Raw genomic sequence first — 20,381 nt, 5'->3', positions numbered from 1 at the left:
TCTCAGGCCGCGTCGTTGGTGCTCAACCGGCTCGTGGCCGCGCGGCGGGGCTTGCGCTCACCACGGCGTCGAAACTTTTGATAGGCGGCTTTGAGGCCAGGGGGAATCCGGGGCCGGACGACGTTCTGGTAGAACGACCAGGCTTCAATGCGCGGCAATTGAAGAACGGCCGCGACTGGCCCGCGCCGCACCAGATGGGCGTTCAGGTAGCCTTCCGGCTGCATGTGCCAGGTCCGATGGGCCTCGCCATCGCTCATCGGATTGACTTCGTCGATCTCGCCGCGCGCAAAGGCGTCCCGCAGCACTTCCCCGGTGAGCAAGGAGCCTGGCCGGAATTCAGCGAAATCCTCATCGAACGAGTATTTCGGCAGCATCAGTCCCGAGCCGCAGCGCGCTCCCATCTGGGCGGCGATCAAGCGACCATCGACGCGAATGGTGTGCCATTCCCAGCGGCCCTGCCGGGCAAAATTCGTGACGAGCGTTTCGTAGAAGGCGACCACGCGCGGATTATCGGCAATCGACGTGCCGTTGCGGCCCTTCCATCCCGATGCCTCGAGGGCAATGAATTCCGGCAGGAAGGCTTCGGTCGCGTCCTCGCCCCGCAACAGCTCGACCGTGACGGTCCCGCGGCCGTCGAGCTTCTTGCGAAACCGCCTGAGGTTCGACCGCAATTTTTTCAACTCGGCGAAATATGCCTCGGCATCGCCGTCGACGGCCAGTGATGAATATTTCGGACAGAAGCCTTCGCGCAGCACATAACCGTCAACGCCGCTCTGCAGCGCGTCCCAAAGTGCGGAGCTTTGCCGGACCGCCTTGAAGTCGACACCCAGATGATGCGGCAACTGTCGACGGACCTCGCCGAGCAGCGCGTTGAGCGCCAAAGTGGCATGATCGGCCGAAAGCACGATGTCGCCGGACGGGGTGAGAGCGTCATACGGGGTGTAGAGGACCGGTCGCGCCCGTCCGAAGACCGGATGCGGCGTAACGACGAGCGGGAGGGCGCCGACGAGGCGATCCCCCAGGTACGCGAAGCAGCAAATCCAGCTTTCGTTGGGACCCAGACGGTGGCGCAGATACGCGTCGATCCAGGCCGGCAGCAGGTTGGGAATCCGTTGCGGCGCGTGCCAGGCGAGATCATCCCACGCCGCAAGATGCGGTGCCAGGCCTTCGAAGTCACTGACGCTGACGGTTCGCATGGTCTCGGGTCGCTGGCGCTGATCCTTGGAACGCATGTCCGCGGAACGGGTGTTGGATCGCATGATATTCGCCTAGCTCGGAACCGGACATCGTCGGCATGATGACGCCAGCGTTTACTGCCCTTCTGATTAGATTTAAGATAGGAACAATACCGCAATCTCCTATGGAAATGTGCGGTTGCCCTGTTGTTCATTGGGGCTACTTCCGATGTCCGAGCGAAGAGAACGCCGATGCCCGGTTGACCTTGCGGACCGAACTGGCAGAAGGTCTTTTCCGCTTACTGTATATTGATCGAGTGCCCAACATGACGACGCCCAGACAGGTCATCATCACGTCCGCAGCCTTGGCTGTTGTCGGACTGGGAGTGGGGCTTGTATCCTCGACTTCGGTCATGAGCCAGTTCAGTTATCGCTCGATTCCTCCCTCGCAATGGACCAAGTCGACGCCGGAAGATGTGCTGATCGCCTATGCGGGCCGTCAGTTCGTGATCAACGGAGCCAAGCCGTGGAGCTTCAGTTCGCCCGATGACGACACGGTGCGGTTCGAGGTGCGCAAGGGCGATCAATATTCAGGCTCCACCTGGACGGACATGCAGGGGGTCGAACGCGCCGAGATGGGCGACACCCAGCGCTATCCCATCAACCAGGACATCAGTGTCGAATATTCCTTCATGATCGACCCCGGCCCAAAAAATTCGGCACGATGGGTCACTCTTGGCCAGCTCCATTCCGGTATGGCGATGTCGCCACCTGTCGAGATCAAGCTTAACGGCGACGACAAGATGAAGATTTCCGGTAATTCCGGTTTTGGCGGAGATACCACGAAGGCTGTCTATAACGATCTCTTTGACGACAACGAGGATATCGTCCGCGGCCACTGGTACAAGATGAAGCTGGACATCCGGTTCGATCCCGCCGGCAAAGGCTACGCGGAAATCTGGCGCGACGGCAAGAAGATCGTCGAGTACGACGGCCCGCTCGGATATTCCAACCAGAAAGTCACTTACTGGAAACAGGGCGTCTACCGCTCGACAGCGCCCGAGTCACTCGCCGTCTCTTACAAAGACCTCAAGATTCGCGTCAGCCCGCGTCTCGACTGAGCCGCCTTCCTGGCGACCCGAGGGGAGACGGTTCCCCGCTCTCTCGGGTGCTGAAGCGGACGCTCAGTTGGCAGGCGTTGCCGGAGACAACTCGAACTTGATGGTGATCTCCACCACATCGCCGGGCTGAACGGGAGAATCCTCTGTCGCCGGTACGCGCGCCTGTGTCTCTCCGGTCTTTCTGAAGATTGCAACCTGCGTCGTGCTCCGCCCGGTCGCCTCGGCTTGCGACCCGATATTGCCCGACAGCGCCAATTGCTCTCCCAACGCTTCCATCTGCGTTCCGATTCCGTCGAGAGTCGCAATCGCGACCTGCAGGTCCTGCGGAAGCTTTGCCTGCCGTTCGTCGGCTTTCTGAAGTCGCCGCGCCATCTCTTCCCTCGCCTGCCTGGCCTGGGCAAGACGAGCCGCCGTGTCCATCTCGCGGCTTCGCGTCAGAACCATCGCCCTCTGCTCGTCGGTGGTGCGCCCGGTGGATGCGAGGCCGCGCTTTGTCAGGTCGGCAACGCGCGCCAGCTCGTCAGCTTGCTGGCGCGAGGCTTCCTCATCCTGCTTCTGGCCGCGATCGAGCGCGCCGACCTGCGCATCGGCGAGCTGCAGCGCGACGGCCAGATATTTCTTTTCCTTCTCGCGCTCGTCCATACTGGCTTTGAGCTGCTGCGTTTCCAGCTCGATCAGCTCAGCGACGACCTTTTGGGACCTCACGGAGCGCGGCAAACCGCTCAAATCGAGTTCAGACTTTCCCTCGGCTTCTGCTCGGAGGCTCGCCACGCGAACCTGCTGCTTGGCGTAGTCTGCCGAGAGGGTCCGATAGCGACCGCGCAGTTCTGCCGAGGCCACCGGTGTGGTGTTGCCTTGCGAGCGGATTGTCTCGTACCCCCCCGCCAGCGCCAACGCGTGGCGCACGGTCATGCCCGGACGATAGGGATAGGCACCGCCCCGCGTGACGTTTCCATAGACGTAAAAGGGACGGTGCTCGACGATATCGACGATGACGTCACCGCCGCGAACCGAATCGCTGGTCGCCAACAAGTCCTTGATGCGTGCGCGCAGCTCCGACATCGTCAGCCCGGACGCCGCAACCTCGCCGATGAGCGGCACCTGAATCTTCCCGTCGGCATCGATCATGGCCCGGCGCGCCAGATCGTTTCGGCCAAACACCGAAACCTCGATGGTGTCGCCGCTATCGAGCTTGTAATCCGCAAGAGCCGGCGGCGCCCACGCTATCGCGCTCAGCAGAAGTGCCGGGGCGAGCATGCGCCCTGCCCTCAGAGCGGCCCGGGTCGTCGACCGCGACCTGGAGGTGACTGAACGCAGTTTACAAAGAAAGTTCGGCACGCGCGCCTCGCATCTGGGTGTAGGTCATGACGGTGTAGATGTCGGCTTCGCTGCTGCGGCGCAGCTGCCGGATATTGGACCGGATGGCCGTGGGGGTGGACGCGCCGGCTCTTGCAATGAACAGGACCACGTCAATGTCGCGCATGAAGATCAGCGGTTCGGCTGCCGAGCCCACCGGTGGAGCGCTGAGGACGACGAGATCGTAGTTCGCCTCCAGCTTGCGCAGGGTTTCCTTGATGCGATCGGGGTTGAGCAACCATTCGGATGGGATGGTTCCCATCTTGCCGCTGGCGATCACCTTGCAGTTTGATTTCCGATCGGCCTGGACGACGCTGCGTTCCTCCGCGGTCTGGGCCAGCAGGTCGACGAGCCCGACCTCGTTCCTCAGATCCAGCGCCTTGTGCAGGGTCGGACGCCTGAGGTCGCAATCGACGATCACGACGTTCAGCCCGGCCACGGCGGCCGCGCGGGCGAGAGACAAGGCCACCGTCGAGCGTCCTTCATGCTCCTCCGAGGACGTCACCAGCACCAATCCGAGCTTGGAGCCACGGTTGACGAGCAGCTGAAGGTTAAAATAGAGGCGGCGGATCGCGCCCGAATACGCAGAGCGCGGCCGGGTCAGGATATCGTCCGGCAACTTCGTTGCATCGCCCCGCCGTACCTTCGTGACATCCGGCACAGAGGCGAGATTCGGCACCCCGGACAGCAGCTCCAGCTCATCGACCGTGTGAACCTGCCGGGAATAGACGTCGCGCAGGTAGCCTGCCGCGATGCCGGCCCCCAGGCTCAACATCCCACCGAGCAACATGAACAGGGTCGGTCGCGGAAAGCTCGGGATATCGGGCGCGCGCGCCCGGGACGCGATTCGCGAATCAGGCGCGACGGTCTCACGCCGCTGGGCAATGGCTTTGAAACGCTGGACGTTGTCCTGGTAGATCTGCCTTGTACCGATCTGGCTCTCGGAGCGCTTCAACTCCTCGTCGAGTTCGGCCATGCGCCGGGAGATGGCAATGCTCGCGCGCTCGATGCCGGCCAATTTTGCCGCGACCTGTTCTTCAAGATAGGCCTCGGCATAAGTGTTGGCGATCTGCGCGGCCCGCTGGGGCGTGGGTGCCGTCGCCTCGAGCGCGATGACGTCGGTAAGCCCGCGGCGGCGGACGGTCACGCTCTGCATGAGAAGTCGGACCGCCGTCGCGACGGCCGGCGAGGCCGGCTTGGTCGAAGGATCATCCGCTGACACCGGCTCGTTCGACGCCGCCGCGGGATCTGTCGTGCTGTCATCCGTGCCGGTGGTCCCTTTGAACAATCCGGTCAGGCGCGCGATCAGGCCAGGCTTTGCCGGGGGCGCGCCGATCTCGTCAGCGAGATTGAGCCGCTCGACCACGCGCATCGCAACACTGTCCGATTTCAGAATCTCCACCTCGCCGTCGGCTTCGATCTTGTTCTGGGTAACCGGCTCTAGGAGGTTTGAACTGCGCTGATCGAGCACCAGAAGCGCGGTGGCGGTGTAACTCTTCTGGAGCGTAGACACCCAGAGCCCCACGCCGACGGTGCCGAGAACTGCAATCGTGAGAATCAGCAGCGCCTGCCGGCGGAGCAGTCCGAGGGGGAACGACAATCCGAACGGCGAATGAGTCGGCTCGAAGGGCGGCTCCTCGTGGAACCGGTCGAACTGGCCGATCTGACCCTGGGCCGAAATGTCCCGCAGCGACGCGCCCGAATAGGCAGGGCCGTCCTTGTCCGGCAGCAGACCGCGCGGACGGGCAAGCATCTCATTGAATCTCGGCCGAATTTTCATGCTACCCGCTATCTGCCACTTCGGCCGCCACGCGACTCTGCCGGGCAACGCTTCACCAAACCACTCGTCCTGCATGCGGGATTCGGCCCACGCCGACCGCCGCCTGACTGACACAGGTGTTAAATTCTCATTTATGGAAACCCAACGCACTAACTCGTAAGGGCTATCCGTAAGGGCATAGGAGGGTGCCCAACTTTGGGATGTTAAGATGGTCCAGGAAATGTAGGAATGTCGTCAAGACGGCCCGAAACAAGGGGCCTCAACCCTTTGATGCGTTGACCACGCTCTTCTCAAAGGCGCCGGGAAAGCGCAGGCTGCTGACAGTTCGCGCGATGGGGTGAATGGGTACGAGAATGCTCACGGACAGGCTGGCCTCGTACCTTCGGGATTTGAAGGGCAGAATCATCGGTGACCGATGGCTCGGCCATTACCACCGTGAGCGCCTGACCGTGATCTGCTATCACCGCGTCTGGCCCGTCGGCGACCCGCGCTTCGCGGGCTACAAGCCCACAATCAGTGCCTCGCCTGAGGTTTTCGCGCAGCAGATCGACTATATCCGCGAGCGCCACAACCCCATATCGGCCTGCGACCTTGCGCGCTGGCTGGACGGCACGGGAACGCTGCCACCCCGACCTGCCCTGATCACCTTCGATGACGGATATCGCGACAACGCGGATATCGCCTGGCCGATCCTGCGCAAGCGCAACGTGCCGGCAGTCATCTTCCTGGCGACCGACTACATTGGAACCGGCCGGGCATTCCTTTGGGATTTCGCCGCGTATTGCTTCGCCAATTGTAAAATGACCAGCCTCGAGATTCCCCTGATCGGCGCGACGAACCTCGCCAGCGAATCGCAACGCGACGCCGCCACCATCGCCTGGGTGGAAGCCGCCAAACTGCTGCCTGGCGCGCTTCGCGACGAGGCCATGGCAACTTTGGCGGCCGCACTGGGCGTTGCCATGCCAGGGCCGGACGCCTTCCAGCATCTGTACATGGATTGGACGGATGTCCGCCGGCTGTCGCAGGAAGGGGTGGAGTTCGGAGGCCACACCCATACCCATCCGATCCTGACGCGATTGCCCCTCGACGAATCCTGCGCGGAAATTGACGTCTCGATCGAGCGATTGACGGCCGCCCTCGGGACACGTCCGCGGACCTTTGCCTATCCTAACGGCTCGGCACAGGATTTCGGGATCGACCACGAGGAAACCGCGAAACGAGCGGGGATTTCGATGGCATTCAGCCTTGAGCCGGGGCCGGTTCCGTTGGCGCAGGTGCGCGCCCGGCCGATGGCGATTCGGCGCATCTATGTGGGCGAGCGCGACAGTCTTCCACGCTTCATCGCCAAGGTGAACGGAGCCGCACGGCTCGGCGAGATGTTGCATCGGCCGAATCGATTCTTCGCCGTCCGCCCCAGCGAAAACGGCCCCGGCTTGAACCGGGGCCGCGCATCGTGATGGGAAGCGCCGTGAGCGCCTAGAAGACCCAGAAATCCGAAGCGGCGATCTTGGCCTTGTTGGACAAGGTTGCGATTTCGATGGCTGCGCCGCTTCCGGAACCGTCAGCGTCGTAGCTGAGTACGCCGGTCTTGTCGTTGTAGATGATCCGATCGGTCGAATCGTGCGCGGCCGTACCGACCCAGAAGGCATCCTTCGACACGTAGCCGGCAGGCAGCTTGGTCAAGACCGCACTTGCCAGATCGATGCGATCGGAACCCGATACGAAATCGGTGATGGTGGTCTTGCTGGATGCCGTGATCTTTGTATTGAACACGAAGGCATCGTTGCCCGCTCCTCCCGACAGCACGTCAATTCCGCCCTTGCCATTGAGTTTGTCGTTGCCGCCATTGCCCGAGATATTCTCGTTGCCCGAGGTTCCGACGAGCGTGTTGGCACCGCTGTCGCCGGAGATGACCGTCGAGGTCGGAGACGGCGTGGGAGAGGGCGTGGGAGTGGGTGTCGGAGTCGGAGTCGGGGTAGGAGTGGGTGTCGGGGTCGCATCGAAGGCACCGGGGCCCGTATGGATGACAAGATCCTTGTAGCTCGCAGCAAAGGTCTCTGGCGCCGTTGACCGGTAGACGCCTTCCTTCCAATAAGTCTGCGTCTGATCCGTGTAGCCCAATGCGCCGTTGTAATCGACGATCTTCACGCCGTCGCGCCAGATGTCCGCGCTGCCGTTGCCATAGGGATCAAAGTGAATGTTCATCTTTATCGTGTACCAATGGCCACGGACGATATCCTGGCTGTCCTGATACAAATCCCTGTAGACAACGTTGCTGCTCGATCCCGACTTGCCGGAGATCGCCATCTTGTCGTTGCCGTTGAACTTGATCTCTACCGGCGGCGTCACGCTGAGGCCGGAGTGCAACTGACCGACGACCACCCACTTGGCGGTGTTCTTCGCGCCGGGCTCGATCATGAATTTGTATTCGACGCTGATGTCCTGGTTGATGCTGTAGCGAGCGGAATCGCTCATTTCCGCGCGCTCGACGCCCTGGATGTCGGTGAAGTAACTACTGGCGAACTGATCGCCCTGACGCACTTCGAACCGAAGGGTGTTGTTGTCGACGGAATCGAAGCTCCAGGATTTCTCGCCGGCCACATAAAATTCACGTCCCGCATAGGACACGGTGTTGAGATCGTTGACGTTCTCTTGAAATTGACTGGGAAGTAAAGCCATAATTAAAAATCCATTCGTAACCGCAATACGGGCGGCAATGTGAGGTTGAACCGAATATTGATGAGCCAATATTGTTACGCAGCCGCCCAAGAGCGCGGCCTTCTATGCAATAATCTGACAATTAATAGCGCAATAATGGAAATTAATGCTTAGCGCTATCTACGCGTACACTTGCTATCGCAAGTAATCTTGTTAAGAAGCGCCACTTGTTCAGCAATGCGGGCCACCTTGGCCTTCGGCTTATCAATCTCCATATATGTGTGTCGGACCCTGCCGAAACGGCGGCGGTCTTGTTCCTCTACGTTATGATATAACCTTCAACAACTGATCAAATAGATAGGCTGTGCCATTTTTTTTGCATCCGGGGCGGATGCGAGCGGCTTGCCGTCGAAATGTCGCCGGGGAGACGACGTGGCAGGAAGGCTCAAAAGCGCGTCAATGGGGCGAGATCATGGCGCGCGAAAGCGCCGCCCGCGACACTCGTCGGGACGGACGCATCGCCAGGCCTTGCGCGATTAAGCGACGTCGGTGAGGATAGCTGCCGATTGGCCCGCGTGTGGGTTCAGCAAAGCCAGTGAGGGGACCTGCGAGCGGTCCAGGAACATCCGGCTCCACAGCTCGATGCTCATGAGCGACAGCAGCGTGTAGGTACCGTCGATCTGCCCGCGATCATTGGCCTCGCGGAGGTTCTGTACAGCTGCCGGGTCAAAGAAGCCGCGGTTCTGGACCGACTGCCGCGACAGCAGGTCTTCCTGCATGTCCTTCAGCTCGTCCCGCATCCACACGCGCAACGGCATTCCGAAACCGGTCTTCGGGCGATAGATGATATCATTCGGAAGATGGCGCTCCATCGCCTTCTTGAACACCCATTTGCCTTCTCGTCCGACCTGCTTGAACTGCGTCGGCAGAGACGTCGCAGCTTTGATCAGTTCGATGTCGAGCAGCGGCACGCGGCACTCGACCCCGCAGGCCATCGATACCTTGTCGAAGAAGTTCAGATTGTGATCGGGCACGAAGAACTTGCCGTCGAGATAGAGCATCTGGTTCACGAGCGGCGTCGAGGCGGGCAGCCGTCCAAGCGCTTCCATCAGGGGCGCCTCGACTGGCTCATGGGCGAGGCCCGCGCGGATATCGGGCGCGAGCATGCCGGAGACCGTATCCGGATGGGCCCAGAAAAAGTAGCTCGCGATGCGTTCCTGCTGCGGCAGATGCGCGTAGGAAAACGCCTTGCGGACTTGACGCATGCGCGGGATGCTGACCGGCAGTTGGCGCGCGACACCGGCCAGCGTCCTGCGGGCCGTTTCCGGCAGCCAACGCCAGTAGCGCTCCTGCTCGAGCGCATAATGGCGCCTGTAGCCTGTGAGAATATCGTCCCCGCCCATGCCCGAGAGCAGCACCTTGATGCCGCGGTCCCGCGCGGCCGCGCTGATCAGAAAAGCGTTGATGGGCGATACGTCGGCCTGCGGCTCGTCCATCATGTAAACCATGTCAGGCAGCATCCGCAGGGATTCCGGCCCGACTGACACCTCGTCGAGAGAGACGCCGAGATGGCGAGCCACGCGACGGGCATAGGGCAGATCGTCCTCGATCCCCTCCTGCTTCGCGCCGGCGCGATCGAAACGGATGGTGAAGCACGGCACATCGCCGCCCTTCGCGTGCTCTTTCGCGAAAGCCACGACCGAACTGGAATCGAGACCGCCCGACAGAAAGGCACCCACCGGGACGTCGGCGACCATCTGGCGCTCGACGGCGGCCTTGACCCCATCATGGATGCGCTCGATGGCCTCTTCCGCACTCATTGGCTCTGGCGCGGTGTGATAGGGCAGATCGTAGTAGGACCACATCTTCTCGATGCGTCCGTCGCGCGCCAGCATCGCGTGGCCAGGCAGCAGCTTGCGGATGCCCTTGACCATCGTGGCCTCGCCGGGCCCCCATTGATAGGTCATGTAGGCCCGCAACGCGGAAGGATCGACCGTCCAGTCCACGTCGGGAAGATCCAGGAACGATTTCATCTCACTGGAGAACAGGAGGCCGCGCGGCGTCTGCGTGTAGTAGAACGGCTTCACGCCAACGCCATCACGCGCGGCAAACAGGGTGCGCGAGCGTGGATCCCAGATCGCGAACGCAAAGATCCCGTTCAGGGAATCGAGCATGTCGACCCCTTTCCAGAGATACATCTTGAGGAGGACTTCGGTGTCCGAGCGGGTTTTGAACTGGAACCCCGCACCCACAAGCTTCTCGCGCAGCTCGCGGTAATTGTAGAGTTCGCCATTATAAATCAGCACGACCTGGCTGGCATCGTCGAACATCGGCTGGTTCGCGGCGGTCGAGAGGTCGATGATGGAGAGGCGCCGGTGGGCGAGGCCCGCATGCCCGTCGCGCGAGAACCAGATTCCCTCGCCGTCAGGACCTCTGTGCGCGATGCGCCGGCTCATCGCTTCCAGTTCGGTCCGTTCGAACTGGCCCAGATATCCCGCAATCCCACACATCGCCGCCTCCACACACGCCCGAACGCCAATAGAAAAGGGGCACGCCGCGGCCCTCGGCCGGCGCAGCCCCGAACGTCACTCTAATCGATCAGACAACAAAAGCGCGGCGCTTCAGGGGTAAGCAGGAAGGTCAATCGAGGGAGCGCCTGCCCTGCGCTGCCTCAGGAGACGGGGTAATGAGCAACAGTCTTTCTCGCACCGTCGCGAAACAGCTGCGTCAAGGCGCTCTTCACGGGACCCGTGAAGGCCGGATTCGCTGGAAGGTCGTCCCCGAAAATCTCGCGGATGCCGAAGAGACCATGAACCAGCAGCTCTGGCTCCCCTGCCGCGCTGTCCGCCAGCGACCGCAGCCTTGCCACCATGGGATCGCGCACGTCGATGGCGCGCCCGCTCTCATCGACCCCTGTCGCATAGCGCATCCAGGCCGCGACCCCGAGCGCCAGACGGTCAATCCCGCCACCGGCCTGGAGGCGGTCGCGAATGGTGCCAAGAAGACGCTGCGGGAGCTTTTGCGACCCATCCATGGCGATCTGCCCGGTGCGGTGCTTCAGCGCCGGATTCTTGAAGCGCTCGATCAGAGCCTTCTTGTAGGAGTGGAGGTCCGCGCCCTCCGGCATGTGGAGGGTCGGCGTAACCTCGAGGTCCATCATGTCCCTGAGCAGGCGCTCGAAAGCCGGATCGCCCATGGCGGACGAAACCGTCTCGTAGCCGGCGAGGAAGCCCAGATAGGCGAGCGTAGAGTGGCTGCCGTTGAGAAGTCGGAGCTTCATCTGCTCAAAGGGCTCGACATCGGTGACGAATTCAGCGCCGGCCTTTTCCCATGCCGGGCGTCCCTGCGGGAAGTGATCCTCGATGACCCATTGCGTGAACGGCTCGGTCACCACGGGCCAGGCATCGCGAACGCCCAGAACGGCTGCGATTCGCGCACGGTCGTCGTCCGTGGTTGCCGGCACGATGCGGTCGACCATCGTGGAGGGGCAGGCCACCTCGCCGGCGACAAACGCGCCAAGATCGCGATCAACCAGAGACGCATAGCGGCTGAGAATGCGGTGGACCGTGCGGCCATTCGACGGAAGGTTGTCGCAGGTCAGCACCGTGAACGGCGCGATGCCGGCCTCTCGCCTTCGGCGAAGCGCCTCCACGATCAGGCCGGGGGCCGATTTCGGTCGGTACTGGTGGGCAAGATCATGAATGATGTCGGGATGGCGTTCATCGAGGTCGCCCGTGGCCGGGTCGTGGCAATAGCCCTTCTCGGTCACGGTGAGCGTGACGATCCTGGTTTTCGGATCGGTCAAGGACGCCATCAACTCATCCGGCTCCTGGGGCGCCAGGATGACCCGGGAGATGGATCCGACGATCCGAAGCAACTCGCCCCCATCCGAGCGAACGGACACCGCATAGAGCCCGTCCTGGGGCGCGAGCGCATCCTGCGTGTCGGGGCTTCTGAGACTGGCGGCGACGATGCCCCAGCTCGGATCGTGCTCCAGCACATCGTCCGTATAGACCGCCTGGTGAGCGCGGTGGAACGCACCGATCCCGAGGTGGACAATACCCGTCCGCACCTTGCTCCTGTCGTAGCGCGGCACGGCCACGGTGGAGGGAAACTGCGACAGGGTGGCGTTGCTCAATCGTCTGGTCATCGTCTTCTCAATGGGCCGGCTGCTGCTTGGCGCGGGTGACGATCTGCGCCGGGTTGACGAAGCGCAGGGCAACCAGAAGCCAGATCAACGTCGTGACCATGTAGATCACCGCCATCGCGTCGATGGATTGGACGGCGCGGACGCCGGCGGCGAAGACCGCATAATACAGCGCGACGACGAGCGTCTGACTGGTCGGACCTGCGACGAGGAAGGTGAGTTCAAACATCGCGATGGTGCGCACCAGAACAAGCAGGAGCGAGGCCAGGATGCCCGGAAGCAGGAGGGGCAGCAGGACGTGGAGAAACAGCTTGAACGTGTTCGCGCCGAAGACGCGAGCAGCCGCTTCGATCTTCGGGTCGATCTGCTCGATGAAAGGAATCATCACCAGAATCACGAACGGCACCGTCGGCACAAGGTTTGCCGCGACCACGCCCCAGAACGTGCCCGCAAGCCCCGTCTGATACAGAACCGTTGCGAGCGGAATGCCGAAGGTGATCGGCGGGATCAGCAGGGGCAGCAGGAAGAGCAGCATCACCAGCTTCTTGCCTGGGAAGTCGCGACGGGCGAGCGCATAGGCCGCCGTCACGCCGAGCAGGCCGGAAATGAGCACGACGAGGCCCACAACCTGGAAGGACACGATCAGGACATCGCCGAGCTGGAATTCAGACCAGGCAGACGAATACCACCGGGTCGTCCAGCCGGCCGGAAGCCATGTGCCGAGCCAGCGCGTTCCAAACGAGCTGACGACGACGGTGCCGATCATGGCGAAGAGATTGATGATGAAGAAGCCGACCACGGCCCAGACCGCAGTCGCCCAGAGTTTCGCGCCGATCGTCGTGTCGCGGATCATGATCCCTACCCTTTCGCGCCGCTGGCAGGGCCGCGGTAGAACAATCCACGCGAGGCCAGAATGGCCACGACGATTGCAAGCTGGACGAAACCCATGATCATCGCGATGGCGGACGCCATCGAGTAATCATATTCCTCAAAGGCCGCCTGATAGGCCGCGATGGAGATGACACGGGTCGGTCCGGCCGGAGCCCCAAGCAGAACCGCCGAGGGGAAGACCGAGAAGGCCTGCACGAATGACAGGCAGAAGGTGATGGCAAAACCCGGCATCAGGAGAGGCAGGTAGACGTGGCGGAATCGCTGCCGGGCTCCGGCGCCAAGGGTGGCTGCTGCCTGCTCGAGAGCCGGATCGATGCCCGTCACATAGGACAGGGTGAGCAGGAATGTGAACGGGAAGCCGGTCAGCAGGAGCGAGATGAAAACGCCCCAGTAATTATGCAAGAGCTTGAGGGGCTGCGAGGCGAGGCCGAACGTCACCAGGGTGCGGTTGAGCCAGCCCTGCGGACCGAGGTAGTTCAGCAGTCCTTCGGCCACCAGAACCGTGCCGAGGGTGATGGGCAGGATCAGGATCGCGGTCAGGATGCGCTGGTTGCGCATCAAACGAACCCGGAACGCGATGGGAACCGCCAGGAAAAGGTTGAGCAGTGTGGTCGGGATCGACAGCCACAGAGTCTTGGCAATCGTCTCGTAGAGAAACGGATCGGCGAAGAAGCGGCTGTAATTGGCAAGCCACGAGCCGCCGGCCTTGGGCTCGAAGGAGAGCACCAACCCGAAGGCGAACGGGTAGATGAACAGCAGCACGAGAAAGAGAGCCGCGGGCAGAACGAGCAACGTCACGGCGTCGAGCCCGCGCGCAGCAAGACGCTGGCGCAGGCTGGGGCCGTGATCGTGGTGAGACGCCTGAGAGGTGGAGTGCATGCGAGCCCCCTACGCCTGGTCTGCAAAGACCAGCACGCGGTCATCTGACGCTGTGAGGTGAATGCTGCCGCCTGGCGCGATGGAATGATGAGAGCGAAACACGAAATCCGCCCCTTGAGCCGAACGGGCGGTGCCGACGAATTCGCGGCCCCGGTATTCGATAGTCTCGACGGTCGCCTTGAGAGCGTTGATGCCGGGCTCGCCCAGCATCAGGTCGTCCGGGCGGATCGCAACGAACGCCGCAGCACCGATCGGCAGGGCCTGCCGCGTCACGCCGCGAAACGTCGCGCCCTCGACATCGATAACCGCGCGGCCATCCCCGTCATTGGCGATGACCTTGCCCTTCAGCTTGTTGCGGAAGCCCATGAAATCGGCGACGTCGAGATGGGCCGGCGCCTCGTAGAGTTCCTTCGGCGTGCCGACCTGCCGGATCACGCCATCGCGCAGGACCACGATGCGGTCAGCCAGCGACAACGCCTCATCCTGATCGTGCGTCACGTAGATCGTGGTGGCGCCGAGCTCATTGTGAATGCGGCGAATTTCGGCGCGCATTTCAAGGCGGAGCTTCGCATCGAGGTTCGAGAGCGGTTCGTCCATCAGCACCAGCGGCGGCTCGATGACGATGGCGCGCGCAATCGCCACGCGCTGCTGCTGTCCACCCGAGAGTTGCCCCGGAAGCTTGTGTTCCTGACCTTTCAACCGAACGAGGGCTACGGCCTCGTCGATCTTGCGCTCCATCTCGACGCGCGGCGTGTTGCGCATCTTGAGACCGAAACCGATATTCTGCCGAACGTTCAGATGGGGGAAGAGCGCGTAGTTCTGGAACACCATCCCGAACCCGCGTTCTTCCGGCTTGAGCGTATCGACCCGGGTCTTGTCGAGCCAGATCGACCCGCCGGTAACGGGAAGAAGGCCCGCGATGCAGTTGAGCGTCGTCGACTTTCCGCAGCCGGACGGCCCGAGCAGGGCGATGAATTCGCCCCGCTTGATCGTCAGGCTCACATCGCGCAAAGCGTTGAGCGATCCGAAATCGCGGCTGACATGGTCGAGCCGCACTTCGTCGAACTTCGAGAGAGCGATTGGCATCGCGGGTCCTTACTCTTACTTGCGTTTCGCGCCGCCGACCTGCTCATCCCACATGCGGAATGCGATCACCATCTGGTCAGGCTGCAGCGGAACTTCGATCGGGTTGTCGGCAATCAGCTTCTCGTATTCGGGACGCCCGAATTCCTTGATGGCGGCCTGGCTCTCGGCCGGCGCCATGTCGAGCGTGACGCCCTTCACGGCCGGTCCCGGATAGAAATAGCCCTCATCGTAGGTGTAGGCCTGCTGCTCTTTGGTGAGCAGGAAACTCATCAGATCGAGCAGAACGGCCATCTTCTCGTTCGGAAGGCCTTTGGGCACGCACATGTAGTGCGCATCGGCGACCCAATGGAAGCCTTTCAGTGCCGCGACCTTGGCTTCCTTCGGAACGACGCCGAGAACGCGCGGGTTGATGTCCCACCCGGTGGTCGAGACGGTCATGTCGCGCGAGCCCTCGCCCAGCTCCTTCATGACAGCACCGGTGCCCGAGGGATAGTACTCGATGTTCTCGCCAAGCGCTTTCAGGTAAGCCCAGGTCTTGTCCCAGCCCTTTGCTGGATCCTGCGGATTGCTGTCGCCGAGAATATAGGGAAGGCCCATGATGAAGGTCCGACCGGGGCCGGAATTGGCCGGGCGGGCATAGATCAGGCGGTTCGGATTGGCCTTGGTCCAGGCCAGAAGTTCCTCGGCCGTCGTCGGCGGGGTCTTCACGCGGTCAGGCATGTATTCGAGCAGCGGACCGGACGGGTAGTAGGTCACCACGACCCCCTGCCCCTTCGCCAGCGCCTGCATCTTGGCGGCCGCGGGCAGATAGATGTCGTCGAGCTTCGGCAACGCGGCTGCGTGGGTGCCGAGCAGATCGACCCAAAGCTTCTGGTCGAGACCGGCCGAGAGTGCGTCCGTTCCTGTCAGCACGAGATCGATATCGACGCGACCTGCATCCTGCTGGGCCTTGATCTTGCCGGCGAGCTCGGGCGCAGGCGCCTTGGTGAAGGTGATCCGCGAGACGAGATTGGGCTTCGCCTTGCGATAGTTTTCGATCGCCTTCTGCGTCAGGGCAAGATTGCCCGCGACGTCGATGACGCTGAGCGCAATCGGCTCCTTTGGGAGCGCAAGCTGTGCGAAGCTTGGGCCGCCGAATGCGGCCACGCCCGCTGCGCCGGCAACACCGCCGACGAAAGTCCGTCTGGTCACTGTCTTCATGATCGTTCTCCTCCCGTTTTGAGCGACGTTACCGACCCTTACGGTCGGGCGTCACAGTTTGTAGGCGTCTTTAGCAAGGCGATAGGCGAGATCGTGCGCCACCTCGTGCGCCTCATCTTCTTCAAGACGATGGCTGGTGACGAGATTGGCGAGGAACGCGCAATCCACCCGCCGCGCCATGTCGTGACGCGCCGGAATGGACAGATAGGCCCGTGTATCGTCGTTGAAACCGACCGTGTTGTAGAATCCGGCCGTCTCAGTGGTGAGTTCGCGAAACCGCCGCATCCCCTCCGGCGCATCGAAGAACCACCAGGCGGGACCGAGCCGGAGAGCCGGGTAGTGGCCCGCAAGCGGCGCAAGCTCGCGGGAATAGGCTGTCTCGTCGAGCGTGAACAGAATGATCGAAAGCCGGCGGTCGTTGCCGAAGCGGTCGAGCAGCGGCTTCAGTGCACCAACATAGTCGGTCCGCGTGGGAATGTCGGCACCCATGTCGCGCCCGAAGGCCCGGTAGAGATCCGCATTGTGATTGCGGAAGGAGCCCGGATGGATCTGCATGACCATCCCGTCCTCGATGCTCATGGCGGCCATTTCGGTCAGCAGCTGGGCGCGAAACAATTCGGCGTCGGCGGCGCTTGCAGTGTCACTGGACACGCGCCGAAACAGGGCTTCGGCATCGGCTTGTGACAGATCCGCGGTGCGGGCGGTGGGATGCCCATGATCCGTCGAGGTGGCCCCGTGCTGGCGAAAAAAGGCCCGACGGTTGCGGTGAGCCTCGAGATAGCCACCCCATGTGCCCGTGTCGCAGCCGGTCAGTTCGCCAAGACGAACCAGGTTTTCGCGGAAGCCCTCGAATTCGGGATCGATGACGGGATCGGGCCGGTAGGCGGTGATGACGCGCCCGCCCCACCCGGAACTCCGGATCTTGTCATGGTGTTTCAACGGATCGAGCGGGCTCTCCGTCGTGGCGATCACCTCGATGCCGAACCGTTCAAAGAGCGCGCGCGGACGGAACGCGGGGGTTCGCAGGGCGGCGTCGATCCGGTCGTAATAGGCGTCGGCCGTATCGGCCGAGAGGCGCTCTTCGAAGCCGAAAAGCGTCGAGAAGGTATGGTCAAGCCAGGTGCGGGTCGGGGTGCCCCGGAAGAGGTGATAATTCGCCGCGAAAATCCGCCAGATCGCGCGTGGATCTGAGGGATGAAGACCTGCTGCTTTAGGAGATACACCGAGATCCTCCAGCCGGTGTCCCTGGCTGTAGAGCATCCGTGTCACGTAATGGTCGGGCACCACGAAAAGCGTCGCCGGGTCCGGAAAAGCCTCATTGTCCGCGTACCAGCGGGGATCGGTATGACCGTGAGGTGAAACGATCGGCAAATCCTTGACCGCCGCATAGAGGTTGCGCGCAATCGCGCGGCTCGACGGGTCGGAAGGAAATAGCCGATCCTCGTGGACCAGCATGACGTGTCTCCCAGGGCAGACGGCTTCTCGCGGCCGGCTTACTTGCCAGTTGTCGTCACCTTATGATGGGCCGGATCGCTTTGCAATGGTCTACTAGTATGGTAGCGTACCACTAATGTCTGAGAACCCTCTCGCAAAGCTCGAGGAAAGCAGCCAACCGATGGCGCGGCGTGTGGCCGTGGCTTTGCGGCAGGCAATCGTCTCCATGCAACTGTCTCCCGGCGAGATGCTGTCGGAACAGGATCTGGCGCAGCGGTTCGGGGTGAGTCGCTCACCTGTGCGCGAGGCCTTCATCAAGCTCAGTCAATCGGGCCTCGTGCGGGTGCTGCCCCAGCGCGGCACACTGGTCGTCAAGATCTCGCGGGCCGCGGTCGAGGATGCGCGCTTTATCCGCGAAGCGGTGGAATGCGCGGTTGTGCGGGAGGCGGCTCTGAAATCGACGCCCCTGCTGCTTGCCGGACTGACGGACAGCATCGCGAGGCAGAAACGGGCGATGCGCACGCTCACCACGTCGGAGTTCCTGGCCCTCGATGAGGAATTTCACCGCCTGCTTGCCGAATGCGCCGGACGCCCCGCCGCATGGGATATGATCGAGGACGTCAAACCCCAGATGGACAGGGTGCGTTTCCTCGACATGGCACAGGGCTCCCAGCGCTCGCGCGTGATTGCGCAGCACGTGACCATCGTGGACGCGATCAAGGCCCGTGATGCGGTGGAGGCGGTGAATGCCATGCAGCGTCACCTGAGCGAAATCCTGCTCTCACTGCCTGAGATGGCCGAAAAATATCCGGAACTGTTCGAGCCCGTGCTCGACGATGCGCAGCAGGCGTTAAGCGCATGACGGCGCTCACGAAAGGGATCGACCATGCTCGATAAACCCAACCTCGCCCCGCGAACGGTTCGCCTTCATGACCGCGACAATCTCGTGGTTGCGGTCGATCCCATTGATCCCGGAGCAAGGGTGAACGGCGTCTCGGCCGCAGCCCGCATCCCCCGCGGCCACAAGATGGCGATTGCGCCCATCGCGGAAGGTGAGCCGATCCTGAAATTCGGACAGATCATCGGATTTGCCGCCACGGCCATTGGTCCCGGGGATTGGCTGCACGAGCATAACGTCGTCCTGCATGATTTCGCCCGCGACTATCGGTTTGCCGAAGCGGCCGAGCCGGAATCCATCCTGCCTGTGGCCGAACAGGCGACGTTTGAAGGATTCAGGCGGGCGAACGGCAAGGTCGGCACGCGCAACTATCTGGCCATCCTCACGAGTGTGAACTGCTCGGCCTCGGTCGCCCGGTTCATCGCCCGCGAGGTGGAGCGGTCGGGCCTGCTCGATGCCTACCCGCACGTGGACGGAGTCATTCCCCTCGTCCACGGCACTGGTTGTGCCATGGACAACAAGGGCGAGGGTTACGACATCCTCAAGCGCACCCAGTGGGGCTATGCGGCCAACCCGAATATGGCCGGCGTGCTGATGGTGGGGCTGGGCTGCGAAGTCTTCCAGATCGGCCGATGGAAAGAAGCTTATGGCCTGGTGGAGAGCGATACGTTCCGCACCATGACGATCCAGGATGTCGGCGGCACCCGCAAGACGGTCGCGGCCGGCCTCGATGTCATCCGGGAGATGCTGCCCGCCGCCGACCGGGCGCGCCGTGAGACCGTTTCGGCCTCGGAAATTATGCTCGCCCTGCAATGCGGTGGGTCGGACGGCTATTCGGGCATCACCGGCAACCCCGCTCTGGGGGTTGCCGTCGACACCCTGGTTCGCAACGGCGGCACCGCGATTCTCTCGGAAACACCCGAAATCTACGGGGCTGAGCACCTCCTCACCCGTCGCGCCGCCACTCGCGAAATCGGCGAAAAGCTCGTGGAGCGGATCGCCTGGTGGAAAGATTACACGGCGCGCAACCGGGGCGAGATGAACAACAATCCGTCCCCCGGCAACAAGGCCGGCGGCCTCACCACCATTCTCGAGAAATCGCTTGGCGCAGCCGCCAAGGGCGGCACCACGACCCTGCGTGGCGTCTATGAATATGCCGAGCCCGTCACGGCCAAGGGCTTCGTGTATATGGACACGCCGGGCTACGACCCGGTCGCTGCGACCGGTCAGGTCGCTGGCGGCGCCAATGTGCTGTGTTTCACGACCGGCCGGGGGTCGGCCTATGGCTGCAAACCGACGCCCTCCATCAAGATTGCCACGAACAGCGACATCTACCGTCGGATGATCGACGACATGGACATCAATTGCGGCGATATCCTCGACGGGGTGTCGCTGGAAGCCAAGGGTGCCGAGATTTTCAAGACGATTCTGGCTGTCGCGTCCGGTCAACGCACCAAATCGGAGGATTTGGGTTACGGCGACGCCGAGTTCATCCCCTGGCAGGTCGGCGCCACAATGTAGTCAACCGACCTACCCGCCGGCGATCTTCGTCGTCATGTCGACGAGGGGTGCGGAGGTGGATTGCTTGACCAGATCGATGCCGTGCTCGCAATCCTGGCGACGGACGTAACCCTCGCCGGATTCTGCAATCACCTGCCCGTTCTGGACCCGAAGCCGCCATCTCCATTCCCCGGTAGAATCACGGTAAAGCTCAAAACGCATGGGATGCTCCTGTGGCGACCCGGATCTAACGTTC

The 20,381-nt window shown here is 62.4% G+C and carries 16 protein-coding genes; 4 read left to right on the top strand and 12 right to left on the bottom strand.

Annotated features, from left to right (window positions below):
- Positions 1 to 2: 2 nt before the first annotated feature.
- A complete protein-coding gene (locus J4G32_RS08575; RefSeq protein WP_210485787.1) occupies positions 3 to 1,259 on the bottom strand; it encodes a GNAT family N-acetyltransferase in 1,257 nt (418 codons plus the stop codon).
- Positions 1,260 to 1,501: 242 nt separating this feature from the next.
- On the opposite strand from J4G32_RS08575, the gene J4G32_RS08570 reads away from it, so the two are divergent.
- Positions 1,502 to 2,296: a heparin lyase I family protein gene (locus J4G32_RS08570; RefSeq protein ID WP_210485785.1), complete on the top strand. Its 795-nt coding sequence runs from the start codon at positions 1,502 to 1,504 to the stop codon at positions 2,294 to 2,296.
- A gap of 63 nt (positions 2,297 to 2,359) precedes the next feature.
- Here J4G32_RS08570 and J4G32_RS08565 read toward each other — a convergent pair whose 3' ends face one another.
- Positions 2,360 to 3,553: a polysaccharide biosynthesis/export family protein gene (locus tag J4G32_RS08565; protein ID WP_210485783.1), complete on the bottom strand. Its 1,194-nt coding sequence runs from the start codon at positions 3,551 to 3,553 to the stop codon at positions 2,360 to 2,362.
- Positions 3,554 to 3,614: 61 nt separating this feature from the next.
- Positions 3,615 to 5,405 carry a tyrosine-protein kinase domain-containing protein gene (locus J4G32_RS08560; protein WP_210485781.1) on the bottom strand — a complete coding sequence of 597 codons (1,791 nt, stop codon included), beginning with the start codon at positions 5,403 to 5,405 and terminating at the stop codon, positions 3,615 to 3,617.
- A 380-nt stretch (positions 5,406 to 5,785) separates the two neighbouring features.
- Between J4G32_RS08560 and J4G32_RS08555 the strand changes: the two genes are divergently transcribed.
- Positions 5,786 to 6,889, top strand: coding sequence for a polysaccharide deacetylase family protein (locus tag J4G32_RS08555; RefSeq protein ID WP_210485779.1), 1,104 nt, complete (start codon positions 5,786 to 5,788; stop codon positions 6,887 to 6,889).
- Between the two features lie 19 nt (positions 6,890 to 6,908).
- Here the strand turns inward: J4G32_RS08555 and J4G32_RS08550 are convergent, their stop codons facing one another.
- The 8 genes from J4G32_RS08550 to uxaC all read right to left on the bottom strand — a co-directional run bounded on the left by J4G32_RS08550 (position 6,909) and on the right by uxaC (position 17,748).
- Complete coding sequence (locus tag J4G32_RS08550) at positions 6,909 to 8,111, bottom strand: heparin lyase I family protein (RefSeq protein ID WP_210485777.1); 1,203 nt, start codon at positions 8,109 to 8,111, stop codon at positions 6,909 to 6,911.
- A 515-nt stretch (positions 8,112 to 8,626) separates the two neighbouring features.
- Positions 8,627 to 10,600, bottom strand: a complete 1,974-nt coding sequence (gene asnB, locus J4G32_RS08545) for an asparagine synthase (glutamine-hydrolyzing) (protein ID WP_210485776.1) — start codon at positions 10,598 to 10,600, stop codon at positions 8,627 to 8,629.
- 161 nt (positions 10,601 to 10,761) lie between these two features.
- Positions 10,762 to 12,240: a mannitol dehydrogenase family protein gene (locus J4G32_RS08540; RefSeq protein ID WP_210485774.1), complete on the bottom strand. Its 1,479-nt coding sequence runs from the start codon at positions 12,238 to 12,240 to the stop codon at positions 10,762 to 10,764.
- Positions 12,241 to 12,247: 7 nt separating this feature from the next.
- Positions 12,248 to 13,090, bottom strand: coding sequence for an ABC transporter permease (locus tag J4G32_RS08535; RefSeq protein ID WP_210485772.1), 843 nt, complete (start codon positions 13,088 to 13,090; stop codon positions 12,248 to 12,250).
- A gap of 5 nt (positions 13,091 to 13,095) precedes the next feature.
- Positions 13,096 to 14,007: an ABC transporter permease gene (locus tag J4G32_RS08530; protein ID WP_210485770.1), complete on the bottom strand. Its 912-nt coding sequence runs from the start codon at positions 14,005 to 14,007 to the stop codon at positions 13,096 to 13,098.
- 9 nt (positions 14,008 to 14,016) lie between these two features.
- Positions 14,017 to 15,093 (bottom strand): ABC transporter ATP-binding protein, encoded by a 1,077-nt coding sequence (locus J4G32_RS08525; protein WP_210485768.1) that lies wholly within the window; start codon positions 15,091 to 15,093, stop codon positions 14,017 to 14,019.
- A gap of 15 nt (positions 15,094 to 15,108) precedes the next feature.
- Positions 15,109 to 16,293 (bottom strand): ABC transporter substrate-binding protein, encoded by a 1,185-nt coding sequence (locus J4G32_RS08520; protein ID WP_210485766.1) that lies wholly within the window; start codon positions 16,291 to 16,293, stop codon positions 15,109 to 15,111.
- A 51-nt stretch (positions 16,294 to 16,344) separates the two neighbouring features.
- Positions 16,345 to 17,748 (bottom strand): glucuronate isomerase, encoded by a 1,404-nt coding sequence (uxaC, locus tag J4G32_RS08515; RefSeq protein ID WP_210485764.1) that lies wholly within the window; start codon positions 17,746 to 17,748, stop codon positions 16,345 to 16,347.
- 160 nt (positions 17,749 to 17,908) lie between these two features.
- Here uxaC and J4G32_RS08510 point away from each other — a divergent pair, with 160 nt between their 5' ends.
- Entirely contained in the window at positions 17,909 to 18,589 is a 681-nt protein-coding gene (locus J4G32_RS08510; RefSeq protein WP_246504923.1) for a GntR family transcriptional regulator, read from the top strand.
- A gap of 24 nt (positions 18,590 to 18,613) precedes the next feature.
- Positions 18,614 to 20,146 carry a UxaA family hydrolase gene (locus J4G32_RS08505; protein WP_210485761.1) on the top strand — a complete coding sequence of 511 codons (1,533 nt, stop codon included), beginning with the start codon at positions 18,614 to 18,616 and terminating at the stop codon, positions 20,144 to 20,146.
- Between the two features lie 9 nt (positions 20,147 to 20,155).
- Here the strand turns inward: J4G32_RS08505 and J4G32_RS08500 are convergent, their stop codons facing one another.
- Entirely contained in the window at positions 20,156 to 20,347 is a 192-nt protein-coding gene (locus J4G32_RS08500; RefSeq protein WP_210485760.1) for a YegP family protein, read from the bottom strand.
- Positions 20,348 to 20,381 lie beyond the last annotated feature (34 nt).

The sequence above is a fragment of the Microvirga antarctica genome (assembly GCF_017921815.1).
Taxonomy (GTDB): domain Bacteria; phylum Pseudomonadota; class Alphaproteobacteria; order Rhizobiales; family Beijerinckiaceae; genus Microvirga; species Microvirga antarctica.
The sequence above is the reverse complement of the archived record's forward strand: the minus strand, read 5'-3'. Positions and strand labels throughout refer to the sequence as shown.

What these genes read in the sequence shown, in the direction of transcription:
- J4G32_RS08575 (WP_210485787.1), bottom strand. Translation starts at nt 1,259, where the DNA reads ATGCGATCCAACACCCGTTCCGCGGACATGCGTTCCAAGGATCAGCGC.
- J4G32_RS08570 (WP_210485785.1), top strand. Translation starts at nt 1,502, where the DNA reads ATGACGACGCCCAGACAGGTCATCATCACGTCCGCAGCCTTGGCTGTT.
- J4G32_RS08565 (WP_210485783.1), bottom strand. Translation starts at nt 3,553, where the DNA reads ATGCTCGCCCCGGCACTTCTGCTGAGCGCGATAGCGTGGGCGCCGCCG.
- J4G32_RS08560 (WP_210485781.1), bottom strand. Translation starts at nt 5,405, where the DNA reads ATGCTTGCCCGTCCGCGCGGTCTGCTGCCGGACAAGGACGGCCCTGCC.
- J4G32_RS08555 (WP_210485779.1), top strand. Translation starts at nt 5,786, where the DNA reads ATGCTCACGGACAGGCTGGCCTCGTACCTTCGGGATTTGAAGGGCAGA.
- J4G32_RS08550 (WP_210485777.1), bottom strand. Translation starts at nt 8,111, where the DNA reads ATGGCTTTACTTCCCAGTCAATTTCAAGAGAACGTCAACGATCTCAAC.
- asnB (WP_210485776.1), bottom strand. Translation starts at nt 10,600, where the DNA reads ATGTGTGGGATTGCGGGATATCTGGGCCAGTTCGAACGGACCGAACTG.
- J4G32_RS08540 (WP_210485774.1), bottom strand. Translation starts at nt 12,240, where the DNA reads ATGACCAGACGATTGAGCAACGCCACCCTGTCGCAGTTTCCCTCCACC.
- J4G32_RS08535 (WP_210485772.1), bottom strand. Translation starts at nt 13,090, where the DNA reads ATGATCCGCGACACGACGATCGGCGCGAAACTCTGGGCGACTGCGGTC.
- J4G32_RS08530 (WP_210485770.1), bottom strand. Translation starts at nt 14,007, where the DNA reads ATGCACTCCACCTCTCAGGCGTCTCACCACGATCACGGCCCCAGCCTG.
- J4G32_RS08525 (WP_210485768.1), bottom strand. Translation starts at nt 15,093, where the DNA reads ATGCCAATCGCTCTCTCGAAGTTCGACGAAGTGCGGCTCGACCATGTC.
- J4G32_RS08520 (WP_210485766.1), bottom strand. Translation starts at nt 16,293, where the DNA reads ATGAAGACAGTGACCAGACGGACTTTCGTCGGCGGTGTTGCCGGCGCA.
- uxaC (WP_210485764.1), bottom strand. Translation starts at nt 17,748, where the DNA reads ATGCTGGTCCACGAGGATCGGCTATTTCCTTCCGACCCGTCGAGCCGC.
- J4G32_RS08510 (WP_246504923.1), top strand. Translation starts at nt 17,909, where the DNA reads ATGGCGCGGCGTGTGGCCGTGGCTTTGCGGCAGGCAATCGTCTCCATG.
- J4G32_RS08505 (WP_210485761.1), top strand. Translation starts at nt 18,614, where the DNA reads ATGCTCGATAAACCCAACCTCGCCCCGCGAACGGTTCGCCTTCATGAC.
- J4G32_RS08500 (WP_210485760.1), bottom strand. Translation starts at nt 20,347, where the DNA reads ATGCGTTTTGAGCTTTACCGTGATTCTACCGGGGAATGGAGATGGCGG.